Annotated in this window: 16 protein-coding genes; 12 read left to right on the top strand and 4 right to left on the bottom strand. The window is 68.5% G+C overall.

Annotated features, from left to right (window positions below; genetic code table 11):
* The 3 genes from Q2100_RS23365 to Q2100_RS23355 all read left to right on the top strand — a co-directional run.
* Window positions 1-408: ROK family protein (locus Q2100_RS23365; RefSeq protein ID WP_302915974.1), on the top strand; the 408-nt coding region annotated here is incomplete at its 5' end.
* A 138-nt stretch (window positions 409-546) separates the two neighbouring features.
* Entirely contained in the window at window positions 547-1,542 is a 996-nt protein-coding gene (locus tag Q2100_RS23360; protein WP_302915973.1) for a helix-turn-helix transcriptional regulator, read from the top strand.
* Window positions 1,543-1,607: 65 nt separating this feature from the next.
* Entirely contained in the window at window positions 1,608-2,306 is a 699-nt protein-coding gene (locus tag Q2100_RS23355; RefSeq protein WP_302915972.1) for a GAF and ANTAR domain-containing protein, read from the top strand.
* Window positions 2,307-2,363: 57 nt separating this feature from the next.
* Here Q2100_RS23355 and Q2100_RS23350 read toward each other — a convergent pair whose 3' ends face one another.
* Complete coding sequence (locus Q2100_RS23350) at window positions 2,364-3,119, bottom strand: STAS domain-containing protein (protein WP_302915971.1); 756 nt, start codon at window positions 3,117-3,119, stop codon at window positions 2,364-2,366.
* Between the two features lie 127 nt (window positions 3,120-3,246).
* On the bottom strand, window positions 3,247-4,113 hold the full coding sequence (locus tag Q2100_RS23345; protein WP_302915970.1) for a TIGR03619 family F420-dependent LLM class oxidoreductase: 867 nt from the start codon (window positions 4,111-4,113) through the stop codon (window positions 3,247-3,249).
* An 89-nt stretch (window positions 4,114-4,202) separates the two neighbouring features.
* Here Q2100_RS23345 and Q2100_RS23340 point away from each other — a divergent pair, with 89 nt between their 5' ends.
* On the top strand, window positions 4,203-4,472 hold the full coding sequence (locus Q2100_RS23340) for a DUF4235 domain-containing protein (RefSeq protein WP_302915969.1): 270 nt from the start codon (window positions 4,203-4,205) through the stop codon (window positions 4,470-4,472).
* 32 nt (window positions 4,473-4,504) lie between these two features.
* Window positions 4,505-6,292: a thiamine pyrophosphate-requiring protein gene (locus Q2100_RS23335; RefSeq protein ID WP_302915968.1), complete on the top strand. Its 1,788-nt coding sequence runs from the start codon at window positions 4,505-4,507 to the stop codon at window positions 6,290-6,292.
* A gap of 9 nt (window positions 6,293-6,301) precedes the next feature.
* Here the strand turns inward: Q2100_RS23335 and Q2100_RS23330 are convergent, their stop codons facing one another.
* On the bottom strand, window positions 6,302-7,066 hold the full coding sequence (locus tag Q2100_RS23330; protein WP_302915967.1) for a DUF4873 domain-containing protein: 765 nt from the start codon (window positions 7,064-7,066) through the stop codon (window positions 6,302-6,304).
* Window positions 7,063-7,971, bottom strand: coding sequence for an AurF N-oxygenase family protein (locus tag Q2100_RS23325; RefSeq protein WP_264010716.1), 909 nt, complete (start codon window positions 7,969-7,971; stop codon window positions 7,063-7,065). The genes Q2100_RS23330 and Q2100_RS23325 overlap by 4 nt, the downstream gene beginning before the upstream one ends.
* Before the next feature lie 127 nt (window positions 7,972-8,098).
* Here Q2100_RS23325 and Q2100_RS23320 point away from each other — a divergent pair, with 127 nt between their 5' ends.
* The 7 genes from Q2100_RS23320 to Q2100_RS23290 all read left to right on the top strand — a co-directional run bounded on the left by Q2100_RS23320 (window position 8,099) and on the right by Q2100_RS23290 (window position 14,800).
* Window positions 8,099-9,151 (top strand): YihY/virulence factor BrkB family protein, encoded by a 1,053-nt coding sequence (locus Q2100_RS23320; RefSeq protein WP_302915966.1) that lies wholly within the window; start codon window positions 8,099-8,101, stop codon window positions 9,149-9,151.
* A gap of 183 nt (window positions 9,152-9,334) precedes the next feature.
* On the top strand, window positions 9,335-10,153 hold the full coding sequence (locus tag Q2100_RS23315) for a SigB/SigF/SigG family RNA polymerase sigma factor (RefSeq protein ID WP_302915965.1): 819 nt from the start codon (window positions 9,335-9,337) through the stop codon (window positions 10,151-10,153).
* Between the two features lie 203 nt (window positions 10,154-10,356).
* Window positions 10,357-11,094: a precorrin-6A synthase (deacetylating) gene (cobF, locus tag Q2100_RS23310; RefSeq protein ID WP_302915964.1), complete on the top strand. Its 738-nt coding sequence runs from the start codon at window positions 10,357-10,359 to the stop codon at window positions 11,092-11,094.
* 30 nt (window positions 11,095-11,124) lie between these two features.
* Window positions 11,125-11,517, top strand: a complete 393-nt coding sequence (locus tag Q2100_RS23305; protein ID WP_302915963.1) for a phage holin family protein — start codon at window positions 11,125-11,127, stop codon at window positions 11,515-11,517.
* Between the two features lie 16 nt (window positions 11,518-11,533).
* The gene (locus Q2100_RS23300) at window positions 11,534-12,397 is read left to right on the top strand and encodes an Fpg/Nei family DNA glycosylase (RefSeq protein ID WP_302915962.1); all 864 of its coding nucleotides are present in this window, start codon (window positions 11,534-11,536) and stop codon (window positions 12,395-12,397) included.
* A 55-nt stretch (window positions 12,398-12,452) separates the two neighbouring features.
* On the top strand, window positions 12,453-14,021 hold the full coding sequence (locus Q2100_RS23295) for a succinic semialdehyde dehydrogenase (protein ID WP_302915961.1): 1,569 nt from the start codon (window positions 12,453-12,455) through the stop codon (window positions 14,019-14,021).
* Window positions 14,022-14,050: 29 nt separating this feature from the next.
* Complete coding sequence (locus tag Q2100_RS23290; protein ID WP_302915960.1) at window positions 14,051-14,800, top strand: SDR family oxidoreductase; 750 nt, start codon at window positions 14,051-14,053, stop codon at window positions 14,798-14,800.
* Window positions 14,801-15,111 lie beyond the last annotated feature (311 nt).

The following is a 15,111-nucleotide window of genomic DNA, read 5'->3' as shown; positions in this document are numbered from 1 at the left end:
GCGATCGCCGGCGGCTGGGCCCTGGTCGCGGCGATGCGGGCGCAGGGCCGCGACATCGGGCACCTGCGCGACGTGGTCGGTCTCGCGAATGCAGGGGATGCCGAGGCGCGCAGGCTGATCCGTGACAGCGGCCGCCACGTCGGCGAGGTGCTGGCCGCAGCGGTGAACCTGCTCAACCCGGCGGTGCTGGTGGTGGCGGGCGACATGGTCGGCGCCTACGACATCTTCGTCGCGGGGATGCGCGCAAGCCTGTACGGCAACGCGACAGCGCTGGCGACACGGACGCTGCAGGTCGTGCCCTCGACCTACGGTGACCGGGCCGGCGTGATCGGCAGCGCTGCCATGGTGCTCGACCGGGTGCTCAGCCCGTCGGCGATCGACGCCCTGCTGTCGCGACCGGCAGGTTAGACCACCTTGTCGGCAGGCTGGAGAAGTCTGACAAACGTGTGACATCCGGCCCGGGATCGCTGGTACCGGCTAAAGTGGAGCCAAGTCCCGGGGGTTCAGCACCAAGCTCCGTACTGCGTCACCCCTTTGAGGTGATCAATGATCGACGACGCCACCAATACACAGCTTCGGCCAGTACGTTCCAACGTCGAGCTGAGCGATCCCCACCAGGTCGGACCCTATCTCGAGGCGGCCTATCAGGCACGGATGCGCCTGCATCGCTCCACGGATCACGCCGGCGAGTCGCCTCTGCTCCGCCACGGCCGGACCGACGCCGGAGCGTTCGTGATCGACGAGATGCGGATGCCGGGCACGGTCGACGCCAAGCCCGACGCACTGAACCGGGTGATGGCGGTGTGGGTCAATGCCGGGCGGGTGTCCGGCCACTGTGACGGCGTCGACAGCGCGGCCGGTGCCGGCGACATCGCCCTCATGTCCCAACCCGATCTGCCGTATGAGGTGCTGTCCGAGGACCTGACCGCGACGGTGCTGCTGCTGGATCCCGCCCTCGTCGTCGGTGCGGCACACGGCAAACTCGAGGCCGTCAAGGCCCGGTCGTTGCGATTCGAGCAGTTCACCCCGGTCAACGCGGCCGCCGCCAGGATGTGGCGCGACACTGTGACTTACGTCCGGGACTGCGTGCTGGCCGACGACACGAAGGCGACGCCGCTGGTGCTCGGCCACGCCGGCCGTTTGCTCGGCGCTGTGACGATGTCGGCCTTTCCCGGCGTCGTACCAACCGCTCAGGCGGCGCAGTACCGAACCGACGCCTCGCCACTGCTGTTGCGGCGCGCGATCGCCTACATCGAGGAGAACGCGGGCAACGACATCGCGCTGAGCGACATCGCGTTGGCCGTGCACATCTCTCCGCGGGCGGTGCAATACATGTTCCGCCGCCACCTCGAGACCACACCGCTGCAGTACCTGCGGCGCATCCGCCTGGACCGGGCGCATCGGGAATTGATCGTGGCTGACCGCAAACGGGACACCGTCACGGCGATCGCGGCGAAGTGGGGCTTCGCTCACACCGGAAGGTTCGCCGTGATGTACCGCGAGGCTTACGGCCGCAGCCCGCACGCCACCCTGCGCGACTGATCCGTTAGCAGGGCCGATCCGCGATTCGGCGTACCGTTGGAAGACAATCAACGGAACGGATCGCCGTGTCGGCAGAATCCCTGGACTCGATCTCGCAGCAACTCGCCGAAGCGACCCGGGATCTCGGTCGGAGCTCCAACGCCGATCCCGCCGCGGTGCTCCGCCACCTGGCCGCCGTCGCCGTCGAATCGGTACCGAACGCGACATACGCCGGCATCACCGAAGCCGACGCTGAGGGCACCGTGTGGAACGCCGCAGGCACCCATCCGTTCGCCGTGCTTCTCGACCAGATCCAGCACGAGCACAAGCAGGGGCCGTGTCTGGCGGCGGCGTGGGAGAACCACACCGTCCGGCTGGACGACATGGCCAGCGAGACCCGTTGGCCGGATTACTGCCGGGATGTGTTGGCGCAGACCGACGTGCGCTCAGTCGTGTCCTACCAACTGTTCACCGGACCGAGGCGCTTCGGAGCCCTCAATTTCTACGGCGACACACCACACGCGTTCACTCCGCAGAGCCTCGAGGTCGGTCTGATTCACGCCACCCACATCGCGATCGCATGGCAGATGTTGACGCGCGACCAACAGTTTCGCAGCGCCCTGGCATCCCGGGACGTCATCGGTCAGGCGAAGGGCATCATCATGGAGCGCTTCAAGGTCGACGCCGTGCACGCCTTCGATCTGCTCAAGCGTCTGTCCCAGGAGGCCAACACACCACTGGCCGACGTAGCCGAGCGACTCGTCGATCCTGACCATCGACGATGACGCCCGTCTGGGGGTCTTATGCGGAATGGTCGATTGCTCCCCGGGGCCGCCTGGGTATCACAATCGGTTCTCCGAACCCACCACCGCCCACACCGTCTTTCCCGTGGGCGTCGGAGCCGTTCCCCACATCCGCGCCAACGCGGCGACCACCTGGAGGCCCGACGGGCCGGGATCCGCTGCGGGGTTCTCGCGAAAGCCCGGCGGCGTATGGCTGGCATCGCTGACCGCCACGGTGACCGAAACGCCATCGGTTTCCACCCGGAGGTCGGCCGGGCTGTCGGTGTGTGCGAGCACGTTCTCGACCAGGACCGTGACCACCACCTTGGCGACCGACACCAGGTCCTGCTGCGACCACGCGGTCAGCCACAGCGCCACCAGGTCACGCGATCGGCGCAGGCTGAGCGTTTCGGCCGGTAGCTCGGTACGGGCGCGCCGGCGGTACGGCCTCGCGGCCGCGGACAGAGCGTCCAGGGCGGTGTCGACGGTCGGGTGTACCGGGACGTAGCGGGTCACGCCGTTGTGCGCGAGCATGTCTCGGCAGACGGGATCCGCGCAGACGACTGCCACCGGCACCTCCGGCCAGCGCTGCACATGCCATCGGGCACTGGTGAACACCGCGACGGCGGATTGGGCGGGCACGACCAGGCGCGCGATGTCCACGACCACGGCGCGCGGTTCGTCCAGGGCGGCGTTGATGATGCTGTCGCGCAGCGGAATGTATGTGGTGGTGTCCAGCACGCCTTCAGGGGTGAGCACCGTCGCCTCGGCCACCGTCGCGGTGGCGACCGTCAGCTGTCCCGGGGCAGCCGTCACCTCGGCCTCCTGCCTACGGTGACCACGCCATGCGAGGCGGCGACCTCGCCCCGCAGGGCGCCGTTGTGCTGTTCTCCCATACCGGCCATCGATGAGCGGTTACCCAACCGGCGTCATCGCAACCGAGCTAAATCTTGGCGATCACGTTCTCGGCGAACCACTCCAGATTGCGGACCTTCGCGTCGAGCGGTTCGGTGTCGGGGCCCTTGATGTACGGGATGCGGAAGCCGACGATGACGTCGGTGACGCCCTTGTCCTCCAGGCGCTTGACGCCGTCGGCGCTGAACCCGTCGATGGAGATGACGTGGATCTGGAACGGGCCGTCCCGGCCCTCCTCCTCGCGCAGCTGCTGGATGCGCTTGATGAGGGCGTCGAGTTCCTCGGGGTCGCCGCCGCCGTGCATCCAGCCGTCGTTGCGGGCCGCGCGCTTGAGCGCCGCTTCCGCGTGCCCGCCGATCAGGATCGGGATCGGCTCGCTCGGAGCGGGCGTCATCTTGGTCTTGGGGATGTCGTAGAACTCGCCGTGGTACTCGAAGTAGTCGCCGGTGGTGAGACCGCGGATGACGTCGATGCACTCGTCCATCCGCTTGCCGCGGCGGGCGTACGGCACGCCCATGACTTCGTAGTCCTCCTTCCACGGGCTGGTGCCGACGCCGAGGCCGAGCCGGTTGCCGAACAGCGCGGCCAGCGAGCCGGCCTGCTTGGCCACCAGGGCGGGCGGGCGGATCGGCAGCTTCAGCACGAAGATGTTGAAGTGCAGCCGCGTGGTCACCGCGGACAGCGCGCCGATCAGTGCGAAGGACTCGATGAAGGCCTTGCCGTCGAGGAACGTGCGGTCGCCGTCGGGGGTGTAGGGATACGTCGAGTCCGACTCGTACGGGTAGGCGATGCTGTCCGGGATGGTCATGGCGTGGTAGCCGGCCTCGTCGGCTGCCTTCGCCAACGGGATGTAGAACGTCGGGTCGGTCATGGCCTCGGCGTAGGTGAACCGCACGTCGTCTCCTCGTTGTCGGGTGTCTCCCGAATACTAGAACGTGTTCTAGTTCGAGGTTTGGCTTTGGCCCACCCGGGAACATCGTCAGCGTGAGCGCCGCCAAAACCATGTACAAGCCGTTAGCCCTCGCCAGCAGCATCGTGGGAGGTCTGATCGCCGGGAAGATCTTCACCGAGATCTGGCAGCGGGCGAACCCGTCCGGCCAGGAGCCACCGGAACCGATGGACCTGCAGAGCTCCGCGAAGGAGATCTTCATCGCCGCCGCCGTCCAGGGCATGATCGTCGGCCTGGTCCGCGCCTCGCTGGCCCGCGCCCAGGCCAAGGGATTCCACGCGCTGACGAACGAGAATCCCAGCTGACCCGCGTGCACACTCCGGGGTAAGCGCACGGCATGGCATCGGAGCAGACAGTCGCTGACGCGCTTGTGGCGCGACTGCGGGACTGGGACATCACCCGCGTTTTCGGTTACGCCGGTGACGGCATCAACACCCTGCTCGGCGCGCTGCAGCGGTCGGGTGAGCCGGAGTTCATCGCCACCCGGCACGAGGAGATGGCGGCGTTCATGGCGTGCGGACACGCCAAGTACACCGGTCATGTCGGCGTCTGCACGGCCACTCAGGGGCCGGGCGCGATCCACCTGCTGGCAGGCCTCTACGACGCCAAGCTCGATCGAAGGCCGGTGGTGGCGATCGTCGGGCAGGTGGTCAGCACCGCGCTCGGCAGCGGCTACCTGCAGGAGGTGGATCTGCACGCGTTGTTCAAGGACGTCTGCGCGCAGTACGTGCAGACGGTGTTCGCACCCGAGCAGGCGTTGATGGCCCTGGACAACGCGATGCGCACCGCGCTGGCGACCTCGACGCCGACATGCCTCATCATCCCGCACGACGTACAGCAGGCGAAGATGCCCGAGCAGCTCGAACACAGCCACGGTGTGGTGCCGTCGGCGGCCGTCGCGGCCAGGCCGCAGGTGCGCGCACCCGAGGAACAGCTGCGCGCAGCCGCCGACGTGCTGAACGCGGGGGAGCGGGTCGCCCTGCTGGTGGGCCGGGGCGGCGCGGGCGCGGCCGATGAGATCGCCGCCGTCACCGACATCCTCGGCGCGGGCGTCACCGTCTCGCTGCTCGGCAAGCCGGTGCTCGACGAGTCGGCGCCCTGGCACACCGGCGTGATGGGCCACCTGGGCACCACCGCGAGCGCACACCTGATGGCCGAGTGCGACACGCTGCTGATCGTCGGCTGCAACGACCCGTGGACGGAGTTCTACCCCGCACCCGGGCAGGCCCGCGCGGTGCAGATCGACGTCGAGGCGCGCGTCGTCGGCGCCAAGTACCCGGTCGAAGCGCCGGTGATCGGCGATGCGGCACATGCCCTTTCGGCACTGTTACCCATGCTCACCCGCAACGGCACCGGCGGATGGCAGCGCCGCGTGCACGACTGGGTGAGGCACTGGGACCAGCTGGCGTCCGACCGCCGCGACGTGGTGGGAACCGGCGCCAACCCCGAGGCCGTCGTCGGTGCGCTGTCGGAGTTGCTGCCCGACGATGCGCGGGTGGCCGTCGACGTCGGATCGTCGACGTACTGGTACGCCAGGCATCTGCGGCTGCCCCGCGGTGTGCCCGCGCATGTGTCGAGTTACCTGGCGTCGATGGGATGCGCGCTGCCCTACGGCATCGCCGCGAAACTCGATGCGCCCGACCGGCCCGTGGTGGCGCTGGTCGGCGACGGCGCCATGCAAATGAGCGGACTGCTCGAACTGATCACCCTCGCCGACCGGTGGCGGCAATGGTCCGACCCGCGATTCGTCGTGCTGGTGCTGCACAATCGCGACCTGACCGAGGTGTCGTGGGAACAGCGTGAGATGGAGGGCAACCCGAGGTTCCCTGCCTCGCAGCGAGTTCCGGAGTTCCCCTACGCTCAGTACGCCGAGCTGCTCGGACTGGGCAGCGCCCGTATCACCGAATCCGGCCAGGCGGAGGATGCGTGGCGGCAGGCATTGGGCGCCGACCGGCCGTTCGTCATCGAGGCGGTGGTCGACGCCGCGACCCCGCTGCTGCCACCGCTGATGCCGGACGAGAAGGCGGAGAAGGTCGTCGATGCGCTGAGCCGCGAAGACGGGGACGGGCCCGCCGCCGACCGGGTGAGCGCTCAGGTCACCGCCGAGCGCGGCGGGCCGTCATAGCCCGCCGCATCAGGCTTGCGGCAGCGTGACTTCGACGTCGTCGAGCGGGAACGGCGGCGCGCCGACCCCGGTCACCGAGTAACCCGACGGCGTGCGCTCGGTGATGCGGCCGTCGGCGCGGCGGTCGTCGATGCCGACGGTCACTGTTCTCGACACCACATCCTCCGGCAACTCGCCGAAAAGCGTTCCCTGCCAGTGATATCGGCCGTCAATGGGGTCGAGGTGGCCGGCCAGTCGGGCCCGCCGTTCGAACGCGTCGTCTCCGATGTGCACCACGACCGGCCCGTCGAACACCTCGTCGTCCAGCGTGGGAGAGGAGCTCATGTGGAACGCCGAGGGGATCTTCCTGGCGAGCCGCCGCCATGGGATGACCTCGCGGCCGCTGCCGGACTTGTCGTTGTACACCTGCTGGGTGCTGTGGCGCACTTCGATCCGGGTGCTGCCACGGCTGTCCATGGTCCGGAGGCATTCGATGATGTAGCGGGACTTGCCTGCGTGGTCGGGTCCGCTGAGCAGGAAGTGATTCGGCATCCCGTGCACGGCGATGCCGAGGTACGGCACCGGGGTGTGCTCGGCCGGCCGTTCGTCGACGACGATCTGCGCGCGATGCTCGGTACCGTCGCCGGTGCGCAGGGTCCAGGTGTGGGCGGTGCGGTCGAAGGACCGGTCGGTCACCCCATTGAGGACGACGACGTCGGTGAGCCCGCTGTGCTGCAGCACATCCCTTGTGCGCGAACCTGATCCGTTGCTGACGATGACGATGCGGTGGGTCATTGCGGAAGGAAACCGGTGCGCCGCCACAGCCGCCGCGCGACCGGCCCGAGCAGCCCGACCTCGTCGAGGAAGGCGGCCAGCGGGGCGAAGCCGGTGATCTGCACCTCGCGGCGGTGCGGGCTGGCGCGGACCAGGCGGCGTGCCTCGCGCGCATCGAGCCCGGCCCGTGCATAGGGCACCGGATTGCTGAACAGATGGCGGAAGAACAGTCCTCCGGCGCCGTTGATGTTGGCCGCCCACCACCTGCTGACCCGCCGCATGTGCGGGGCGCGCTTGCGCAGTCCGTCGCGGGCGAACTGGATGTGGCGGGCCTCCTCGGTCACGTGGATCCGCATGAGTCGCTGCACCATCGGCTGCAACTCGGGGTCGTCCATCATCTGGCGCTGCAGTGAATCGAAGATCTCCTCACCGATCAGGGCGGCGACCCACAGCAGCGAGCCCTGGAACGCCATCGGCAGCATGTTGATGATCACCCGCTGGTAGAGCTTCGGGCGGACCGGCTTGGCGCCCACCCGCTCGATGGCCCTGCCGAACATGATCATGTGACGCGTCTCGTCGCCCAGCTCGGTCAGCTCGTAGTGGGTGGAGCGGGCGGTCGGGTCCTGGTGCATCATCTTGCGCAGCAGCGCCTGGTTGAGGATGTTCTCGAACCAGATCCCCGCCGACAGGGTGTTCACCAGCTCCTGTCGCGACAGCTCGATCCGCTGCTCGCGGGACATGCTGTCCCACAACGGCGTTCCGTACAGCGACACGACCCTGGGCGGCAGGTAGAACTTGTCCGGGTCGAGCGGCGCGTCCCAGTCGATGTCGACGACCGGGGAGTAGGACTTCTTCACCGAGCCCTTCAGCAGCCGCTCCGAGAACTCCGCGCGGGTAGGGCCAGTGGGCTTCACCGATGCGGTCATCGTCGACTTCCCTTCCGGACGGTATGTAAGTGAAGTTAGTGACGGAACCGACCTCGGTCAATACTCGCGGTACCGGATACCCACGGTAGGCGTTTGACCTTCGGTGCCGGGGGTAAACGCGCCGGATATGACCGTCACCACTGACGATCGGGACCGCGCCCCGGACCCCGACGACCCGCGCAAACCCGACTCGCCGACCGACCTCACCAAACGGTCCTGGTTCTATGTGCTGCGCAAGACCGCCCGCGAATTCCAGCAGGACCAGTGCACCGACCTCGCGGCCGCCCTGACCTATTACGCGGTGCTGTCGCTGTTCCCGGCGCTGGTGGCGATGGTGTCGCTGCTCGGCGTCTTCGGTCAGGGCCAGCGCACCACCGATGCGGTGCTGCAGACCGTCGACGACATCGCCCCGTCATCGGCTCTCGACACGCTGCGCGGGCCGATCCAGCAGCTCGTCGAGTCGCCGCAGGCCGGTCTCGGGCTGATCCTCGGCCTGGCGGGCGCACTGTGGTCGGCATCGGGCTACGTCGGCGCCTTCGGCCGGGCGATGAACCGCATGTACGAGGTGCAGGAGGGCCGCCCGGTGTGGAAGCTGCGGCCGCTGCAGCTGGTGCTGACGCTGGCCGGTGTCGTGGCGGTGGCCGCGGTGGCGTTCATGCTGGCGGTGAGCGGACCCGTCGCCCGTGCGGTGGGCGACGCGATCGGTGCCGGCAGTGCCGCGGTGACGCTGTGGAGCGTGGTGAAGTGGCCGGCGATCCTGCTGTTCGTCGTGCTGGCCGTCGCGGTGCTCTACTACGCCACCCCCAACGTGAAGCAGCCGAAGTTCAAGTGGATCAGCATCGGCGCCGGCGTGGCGATACTGACGTGGATGGTCGCGTCGCTCGGCTTCGGCCTGTACGTCGCCAACTTCGCCAGCTACAACAAGACCTATGGCGCACTCGCCGGCGTGATCGTCTTCCTGCTCTGGCTGTGGATCACCAACCTGGCCCTGCTGTTCGGCGCCGAACTCGACGCCGAACTCGAGCGGGGCAGGCAACTGCAGGCGGGCCTGCCGGCCGAACGCGAGCTGCAGCTGCCCCCCCGGGACACCCGCGTCGTCGAGAAGAACGAAGCCGCCGAGGAGAAGGACATCGAGCGCGCCGCCGCGCTGCGCCGCAGCAGGGGCGGCGACGAGTCCTGAATCCAGGTGCGATTAGCGAAACGCGGTGGTTCCCGGTAGCCAATTCACGCAGCGTTCTCGGTTGCGCAGCTACCGGCATCAACTGCCATAACGCCTGCATGAGATGACTTATGGCGATGCTCAGCTACTCTAATTGACGCACGTCAGCAAAATGCGACCGCGTGCGATGGGTACTCCTGAACCATGACAACAGTCGAGCGGACTCGCGAACAACGGAGCGGGCGCCGTCGGCCTCAATCCAGACCGTCCGACTACGAGGACGTTCTCGTGCTGTTCGCCGGCCTCGCATTGCTGCCGGAGGGTTCGGCCGAACACCAGCGCCAGCGTGACCGCATCATCGCCCGGTGCCTCCCACTGGCTGAGCACTGCGCGCAGCGGTACGTCAATCGCGGCGAACCACGCGACGACCTGGTGCAGATCGCCCGGCTCGGACTGGTCAACGCGGTCAACCGGTTCGACGTGGACAAGGGCGTCGACTTCCTGTCCTTCGCGGTGCCGACCATCATGGGCGAGATCAAGCGGTACTTCCGCGACAGCGGCTGGTCGGTGAACGTGCCGCGACGGCTGAAGGAACGCCATCAACTTCTCGGCGCGGCGGTGGCCGACCTGTCCCAGCGGCTCAACCGGGCGCCGACGGCGAGCGAGATCGCCGTCGAACTCGGACTCGACCGCGCCGAGGTGGTGGAGGGGCTGATCGCCGGAAGTTGTTACCGGACGCTGTCGACCGACGCCGCAACGGGCGGTGGTGACGACGACAGCGCACCGGCGCTGGCGGACACGCTCGGCGGCAACGACCCCGACATGGCCCACATCGAGAACCGGGAGGCGCTGCGCCCGCTGCTGGCGTCCCTGCCCGAACGCGAGCGCACCATCATCCGGCTGCGCTTCTTCGAGTCGCTCACCCAGACCCAGATCGCCGAACGCCTCGGCATCTCACAGATGCACGTGTCGCGGTTGCTGGCGAGATCACTCGCCAAACTCCGCGACGGCATGCTGGCCTGAGCCACGAAATTCGTGGCAGCTCCCGCGTTGGCGTACGGATTTCGTAGACGGCCCCCGGTGTGCGGCGTAGCGTCCGAAGTGGCGGTGGGTGAACAGGTTGCGTTCCATCCCCTCGCAAGGTGACAGCCGGATGCAACCGCAGTGTTGAGACCACAGCCTGTTCCCACGTCGCCGCCCAACACCGGTGCCGCATACTTCGCAGCGTGACCCGACGCATTCATGTCATCGGCATCGGCGCCGGCGACCCCGGCTATGTCACCGCTCAGGCCGTCGACGCACTCAACGACACCCAGGTCTTCTTCGCCGCCGACAAGGGCGACGCCAAGAGCGATCTGGTGGCGCTGCGCCGCGACGTCTGCGAGCGGTTCATCACCACGCCCGGCTACCGGTTCGTGGAACTGCCCGACCCGAAGCGCGCCGACGATGGCGACTACCGGCGCAACGTCGCCGACTGGCATGCCGAGCGCGCCCGGATCTGGGCCGAGGCGATCGCGACCGAACTCGAACCGGACGGCGTAGGCGCGTTCCTCGCCTGGGGCGACCCGTCGCTGTACGACAGCACACTGCGCATCCTCGACCTGGTCGGCGCACACGTCGACATCGACTACGACGTGGTGCCCGGCATCACCGCCATCGCAGCCCTCACCGCACGACACCGCATCCCGCTCAACGACGTCGGCGAGCCGGTGCTGATCACCACCGGCCGCCGGCTGCGGGAGCACGGACTGGCCGGCGCCGCGGTGGTGATGCTCGACGCGGACTGTGCATTCCGGCAGTGCCCCCCGGCGACGCGGATCTGGTGGGGCGCCTACCTCGGCACACCCGACGAGATCCTCGTGGCGGGCACCGTCGGCGAGGTGGGCCAGACGATCGCCGATATCCGCGCCGAGGCCCGCTCGCGGCACGGCTGGATCATGGACACCTACCTGCTGCGCCCCTGACGCGAGTCTTGTTCGTGGCAGGATCACCGCATGGGGTTCCTGCTCCGCACCGCGGTCACCGGCCTCGCGCTGTGGCTCGTCACGTGGTTCGTGCCGGGAATGAGCTTCGTCGGGGCCGACAACCGGCTGCAGGAGATCGGCATCATCGGTGTGGTCGCACTGATCTTCGGCGTGGTCAACGCGATCATCAAGCCGATCGTGCAGCTGCTGTCGATCCCGCTCTACATCCTCACGCTCGGCCTGTTCCACGTCGTCATCAACGCGTTGATGCTGTGGATCACCGCGTCGATCACCGAGCACACCACGCACTGGGGCCTCTCCATCGATCACTTCTGGTGGACGGCCATCTGGGCGGCGATCGTCCTGTCCCTCGTGAGCTGGGTGCTGTCGCTGCTCACGGGCGGGTTGCTGGCCGACCGCTGAGGGGCACACTGGTCTCATGCCTGAACTCCCCGAAGTCGAGGCACTCGCCGACCACCTGCGTCGCCATGCCGTCGGGCTGCCGGTCGGCCGTGTCGACGTCTCGGCCTTCTCGGTGCTCAAGACCTTCGATCCGCCCATCACTGCGCTGCACGGCCGCGAGGTCACCGGCGCCAACCGGTGGGGCAAGTACCTCGGCCTCCAATTCGGCGACCTGCACCTGATCACCCACCTGTCCCGGGCCGGCTGGCTGCGCTGGTCGGACAAGCTCGCCGCCGCTCCGCTGAAGCCGGGCAAGGGGCCGATCGCCCTGCGCGTCCACCTCGGCACGCCCGGCGAGGCGCCCGGTTTCGACCTGACCGAGGCCGGCACCCAGAAGCGGCTGGCGGTCTGGCTGGTGACCGACCCGGACACGGTGCCGGGCATCGCCGGACTCGGACCGGACGCGCTCGAACTCACCGTCGAGGACCTCGGCCGGCTGCTGGCGGGCAACAGCGGCCGGCTCAAGACCGTCATCACCGACCAGAAGGTGATCGCCGGGATCGGCAACGCCTACAGCGACGAGATCCTGCATGTGGCGCGCCTTTCGCCGTTCGCCACCGCCAACAAGCTGACCGCCGCGCAGCTGGGCTCGCTGCACGACGCGATGATCTCGGTGCTCACCGATGCGGTGTCGCGGTCGGTGGGCCAACAGGCCGCAACCCTCAAGGGCGAGAAGCGTTCCGGGCTGCGGGTGCACGCGCGCACCGGGCTGCCGTGTCCGGTCTGCGGGGACACCGTGCGCGAGGTGTCGTTCGCGGACAAGTCGTTCCAGTACTGCGCGACGTGCCAGACCGCCGGGAAGGTGCTCGCCGACCGGCGGATGTCGCGACTGCTCAAGTAGTGCGCTTGCCGGTCTCCCGTGCGGGTATCCCCGTCGTCAGACCGGAAGGACAGCCATGACGACATTCAGCACCGCCCATCCCCGCGTTGCCGCGCTCCTCACCGACCTGCCCGGCCGGGTCCATGCGGCCGACTCCAGCCGCAAGCGCGACATCACCGACGCGATGACGGGCCGTCCGCTCGGGCAGGTGCCGCACTGCACCGCGGAGGACGTCGCCGCGGCGGCGGAACGCGCCCGCGCCGTGCAGCAGGACTGGGCGGCCCGTCCGGTCGCCGAACGGGCACAGGTGCTGGTCCGGCTCCACGACCTGGTCCTCGAACATCAGGACGAGGTGCTCGACCTCATCCAGCTGGAGAACGGCAAGGCCCGCCGTCACGCGTTCGAGGAGGTCATCGACGTCGCGCTGACCGCCCGCTACTACGCCAACACCGCCGAGAAGTACCTCCGGCCGAAGCGCCGCCAGGGTGTGCAGCTGATGCTCACCGAGGTGTGGGAGCACCACCATCCCAAGGGGCTGGTGGGCGTCATCTCCCCGTGGAACTACCCGCTGACCCTCGGCATCAGCGATGCGCTGCCTGCCCTGGTCGCGGGCAACGCGGTGCTGGCCAAGCCCGACGACCGCACACCGTTCTCCCATCTGTGGGCGGTGCAGCTGCTCGAACGGGCCGGAATGCCCCCGGGGCTGGTGCAGACCGTCACCGGGCCCGGATCGGAACTGGGCACGCCGATCATCGAACAGTCCGACTTCCTGATGTTCACCGGTTCGACGAGCACCGGGCGGACCGTCGCCAAGCAGGCCGCGGAGCGGCTGATCGACTACTCGATGGAACTGGGCGGCAAGAACGCACTGCTGGTGCTCGACGACGCCGATGCCGCGAAAGCGGCGCGCGGCGCGGTCAAGGCGGCCTTCTCCAACGCCGGGCAGCTGTGCATCTCCATCGAGCGGATCTACGTCCCCGATGCGCTGTGGGACGCGTTCATCGGGCGGTTCGTCGAGTACACGCAGGCGTTGAAGCTCACGCCCGACCTCGACTACTCCGCCGACATGGGCTCACTGATCAACGAGAACCAGCTGAAGACGGTCCGCCAACACGTCGACGACGCGCAGTCCAAGGGGGCGACCGTGCTCACCGGCGGGCAGCCGCGGCCGGACATCGGACCGTACTTCTACGAGCCGACGATCCTGACCGGAGTGCGCGAAGGCATGGACGTCTACGAGGACGAGACCTTCGGACCCGTGGTCTCGGTCTACCGGGTGAACTCCGAGGACGAAGCGATCGCCAAGGCCAACGACAGCCGATTCGGCCTGAATTTCAGTGTGTGGACCAATGATCCGGAACGCGGTCGGCGGGTGGCGGCGAAGCTGCAGGCGGGCACGGTGAACGTCAACGAGGCGTACGCCGCGGCGTGGGCGTCGGTGGACGCTCCGATGGGCGGCATGAAGGACTCCGGCGTCGGCCGCCGCCACGGCGAACACGGCATCCTCAAGTACACCGAGTCCCAGACCATCGCCACCGAGCGTGGGCTACCCGTCGGTGCGCCGCCATGGCTCCGCGCCGACCGCTACGCCACGGTGATGACCGCGGGACTCAAGGCGCTGCGCCGCATCCCTGGCGTCAAGTAGCGCCGGCGGCCGGTCGCTACGCTGCTCCGATGACCAGGCAGAGGATCCTCATCACCGGCGCCAGTTCCGGCCTGGGCGCCGGAATGGCCAGGGTGTTCGCCGCCAAGGGCCGTGACCTCGCACTGTGTGCGCGCCGGATCGACCGCCTCGAGGAGCTCAAGGCCGAACTGCAGGACCGCCATCCGGCGATCCGGGTGGCCGTCGCCGCACTCGACGTCAACGACCACGACCGGGTGCCGCAGGTGTTCGCCGCGCTGTCCGAGGAACTGGGCGGCATCGACCGCATCGTCGTCAACGCCGGCGTCGGCAAGGGCGCCCGGCTGGGGACGGGCAAGCTGTGGGCGAACAAGGCCACGATCGAGACCAATCTGGTCGCCGCACTGGTGCAGATCGAGACGGCACTCGAGATGTTCACCGCCGCCGGTGGCGGGCACCTGGTGCTCGTGTCCTCGGTGCTCGGCAACAAGGGCGTGCCCGGCGTGCGCGCGGCCTACGCCGCGAGCAAGGCCGGCGTCTCGTCGCTCGGCGAGTCGTTGCGGGCCGAGTACGCCGGCAGCCCGATCACGGTGACGGTGCTCGAACCCGGCTACATCGAATCGGAGATGACGGCCAAGGCCGAGACCACCCGGCTGATGGTCGACACCCAGACCGGGACGGCGGCGATGGTCGACGCCATCGAGCGTGAGCGTGGCCGCGCCGCGGTGCCGGCGTGGCCGTGGGCGCCCCTGGTGCTGCTGCTCAAGGTGCTGCCACCGAGGGTCGCCGCCAAGTTCGCGTGATGTGAAACGGCTGACAAGACGAATTGTCGGTAGCCGGTTTAAGCAGCGGAGCGGTGTGGAAACCCTCTGATCATGAACGCGAAACTTTCGAAGCTCACACCAGTCCTGTTCGCCGGTGTCGCTGCCGCGGGAATCGCAGCTGCACCGATCGCTCTCGCCAACCCGCCGGCCCCGCCGCCGTGTGCACCGGGCGTCGTCTGCGGTCCCGTGGGTGACGCGGGCCCGAACGGCGCCCAAGCCGCGGTCCCCGGTGGTCCCGCCGCTGTAGCGGGTCCTGGCGGTGCGCAGGCCGCCGTTCCCGGTGGCACGGG

This window comes from Mycolicibacterium arseniciresistens, assembly GCF_030519285.1.
Classification (GTDB): domain Bacteria; phylum Actinomycetota; class Actinomycetes; order Mycobacteriales; family Mycobacteriaceae; genus Mycobacterium; species Mycobacterium arseniciresistens.
The sequence above is the reverse complement of the archived record's forward strand: the minus strand, read 5'-3'. Positions and strand labels throughout refer to the sequence as shown.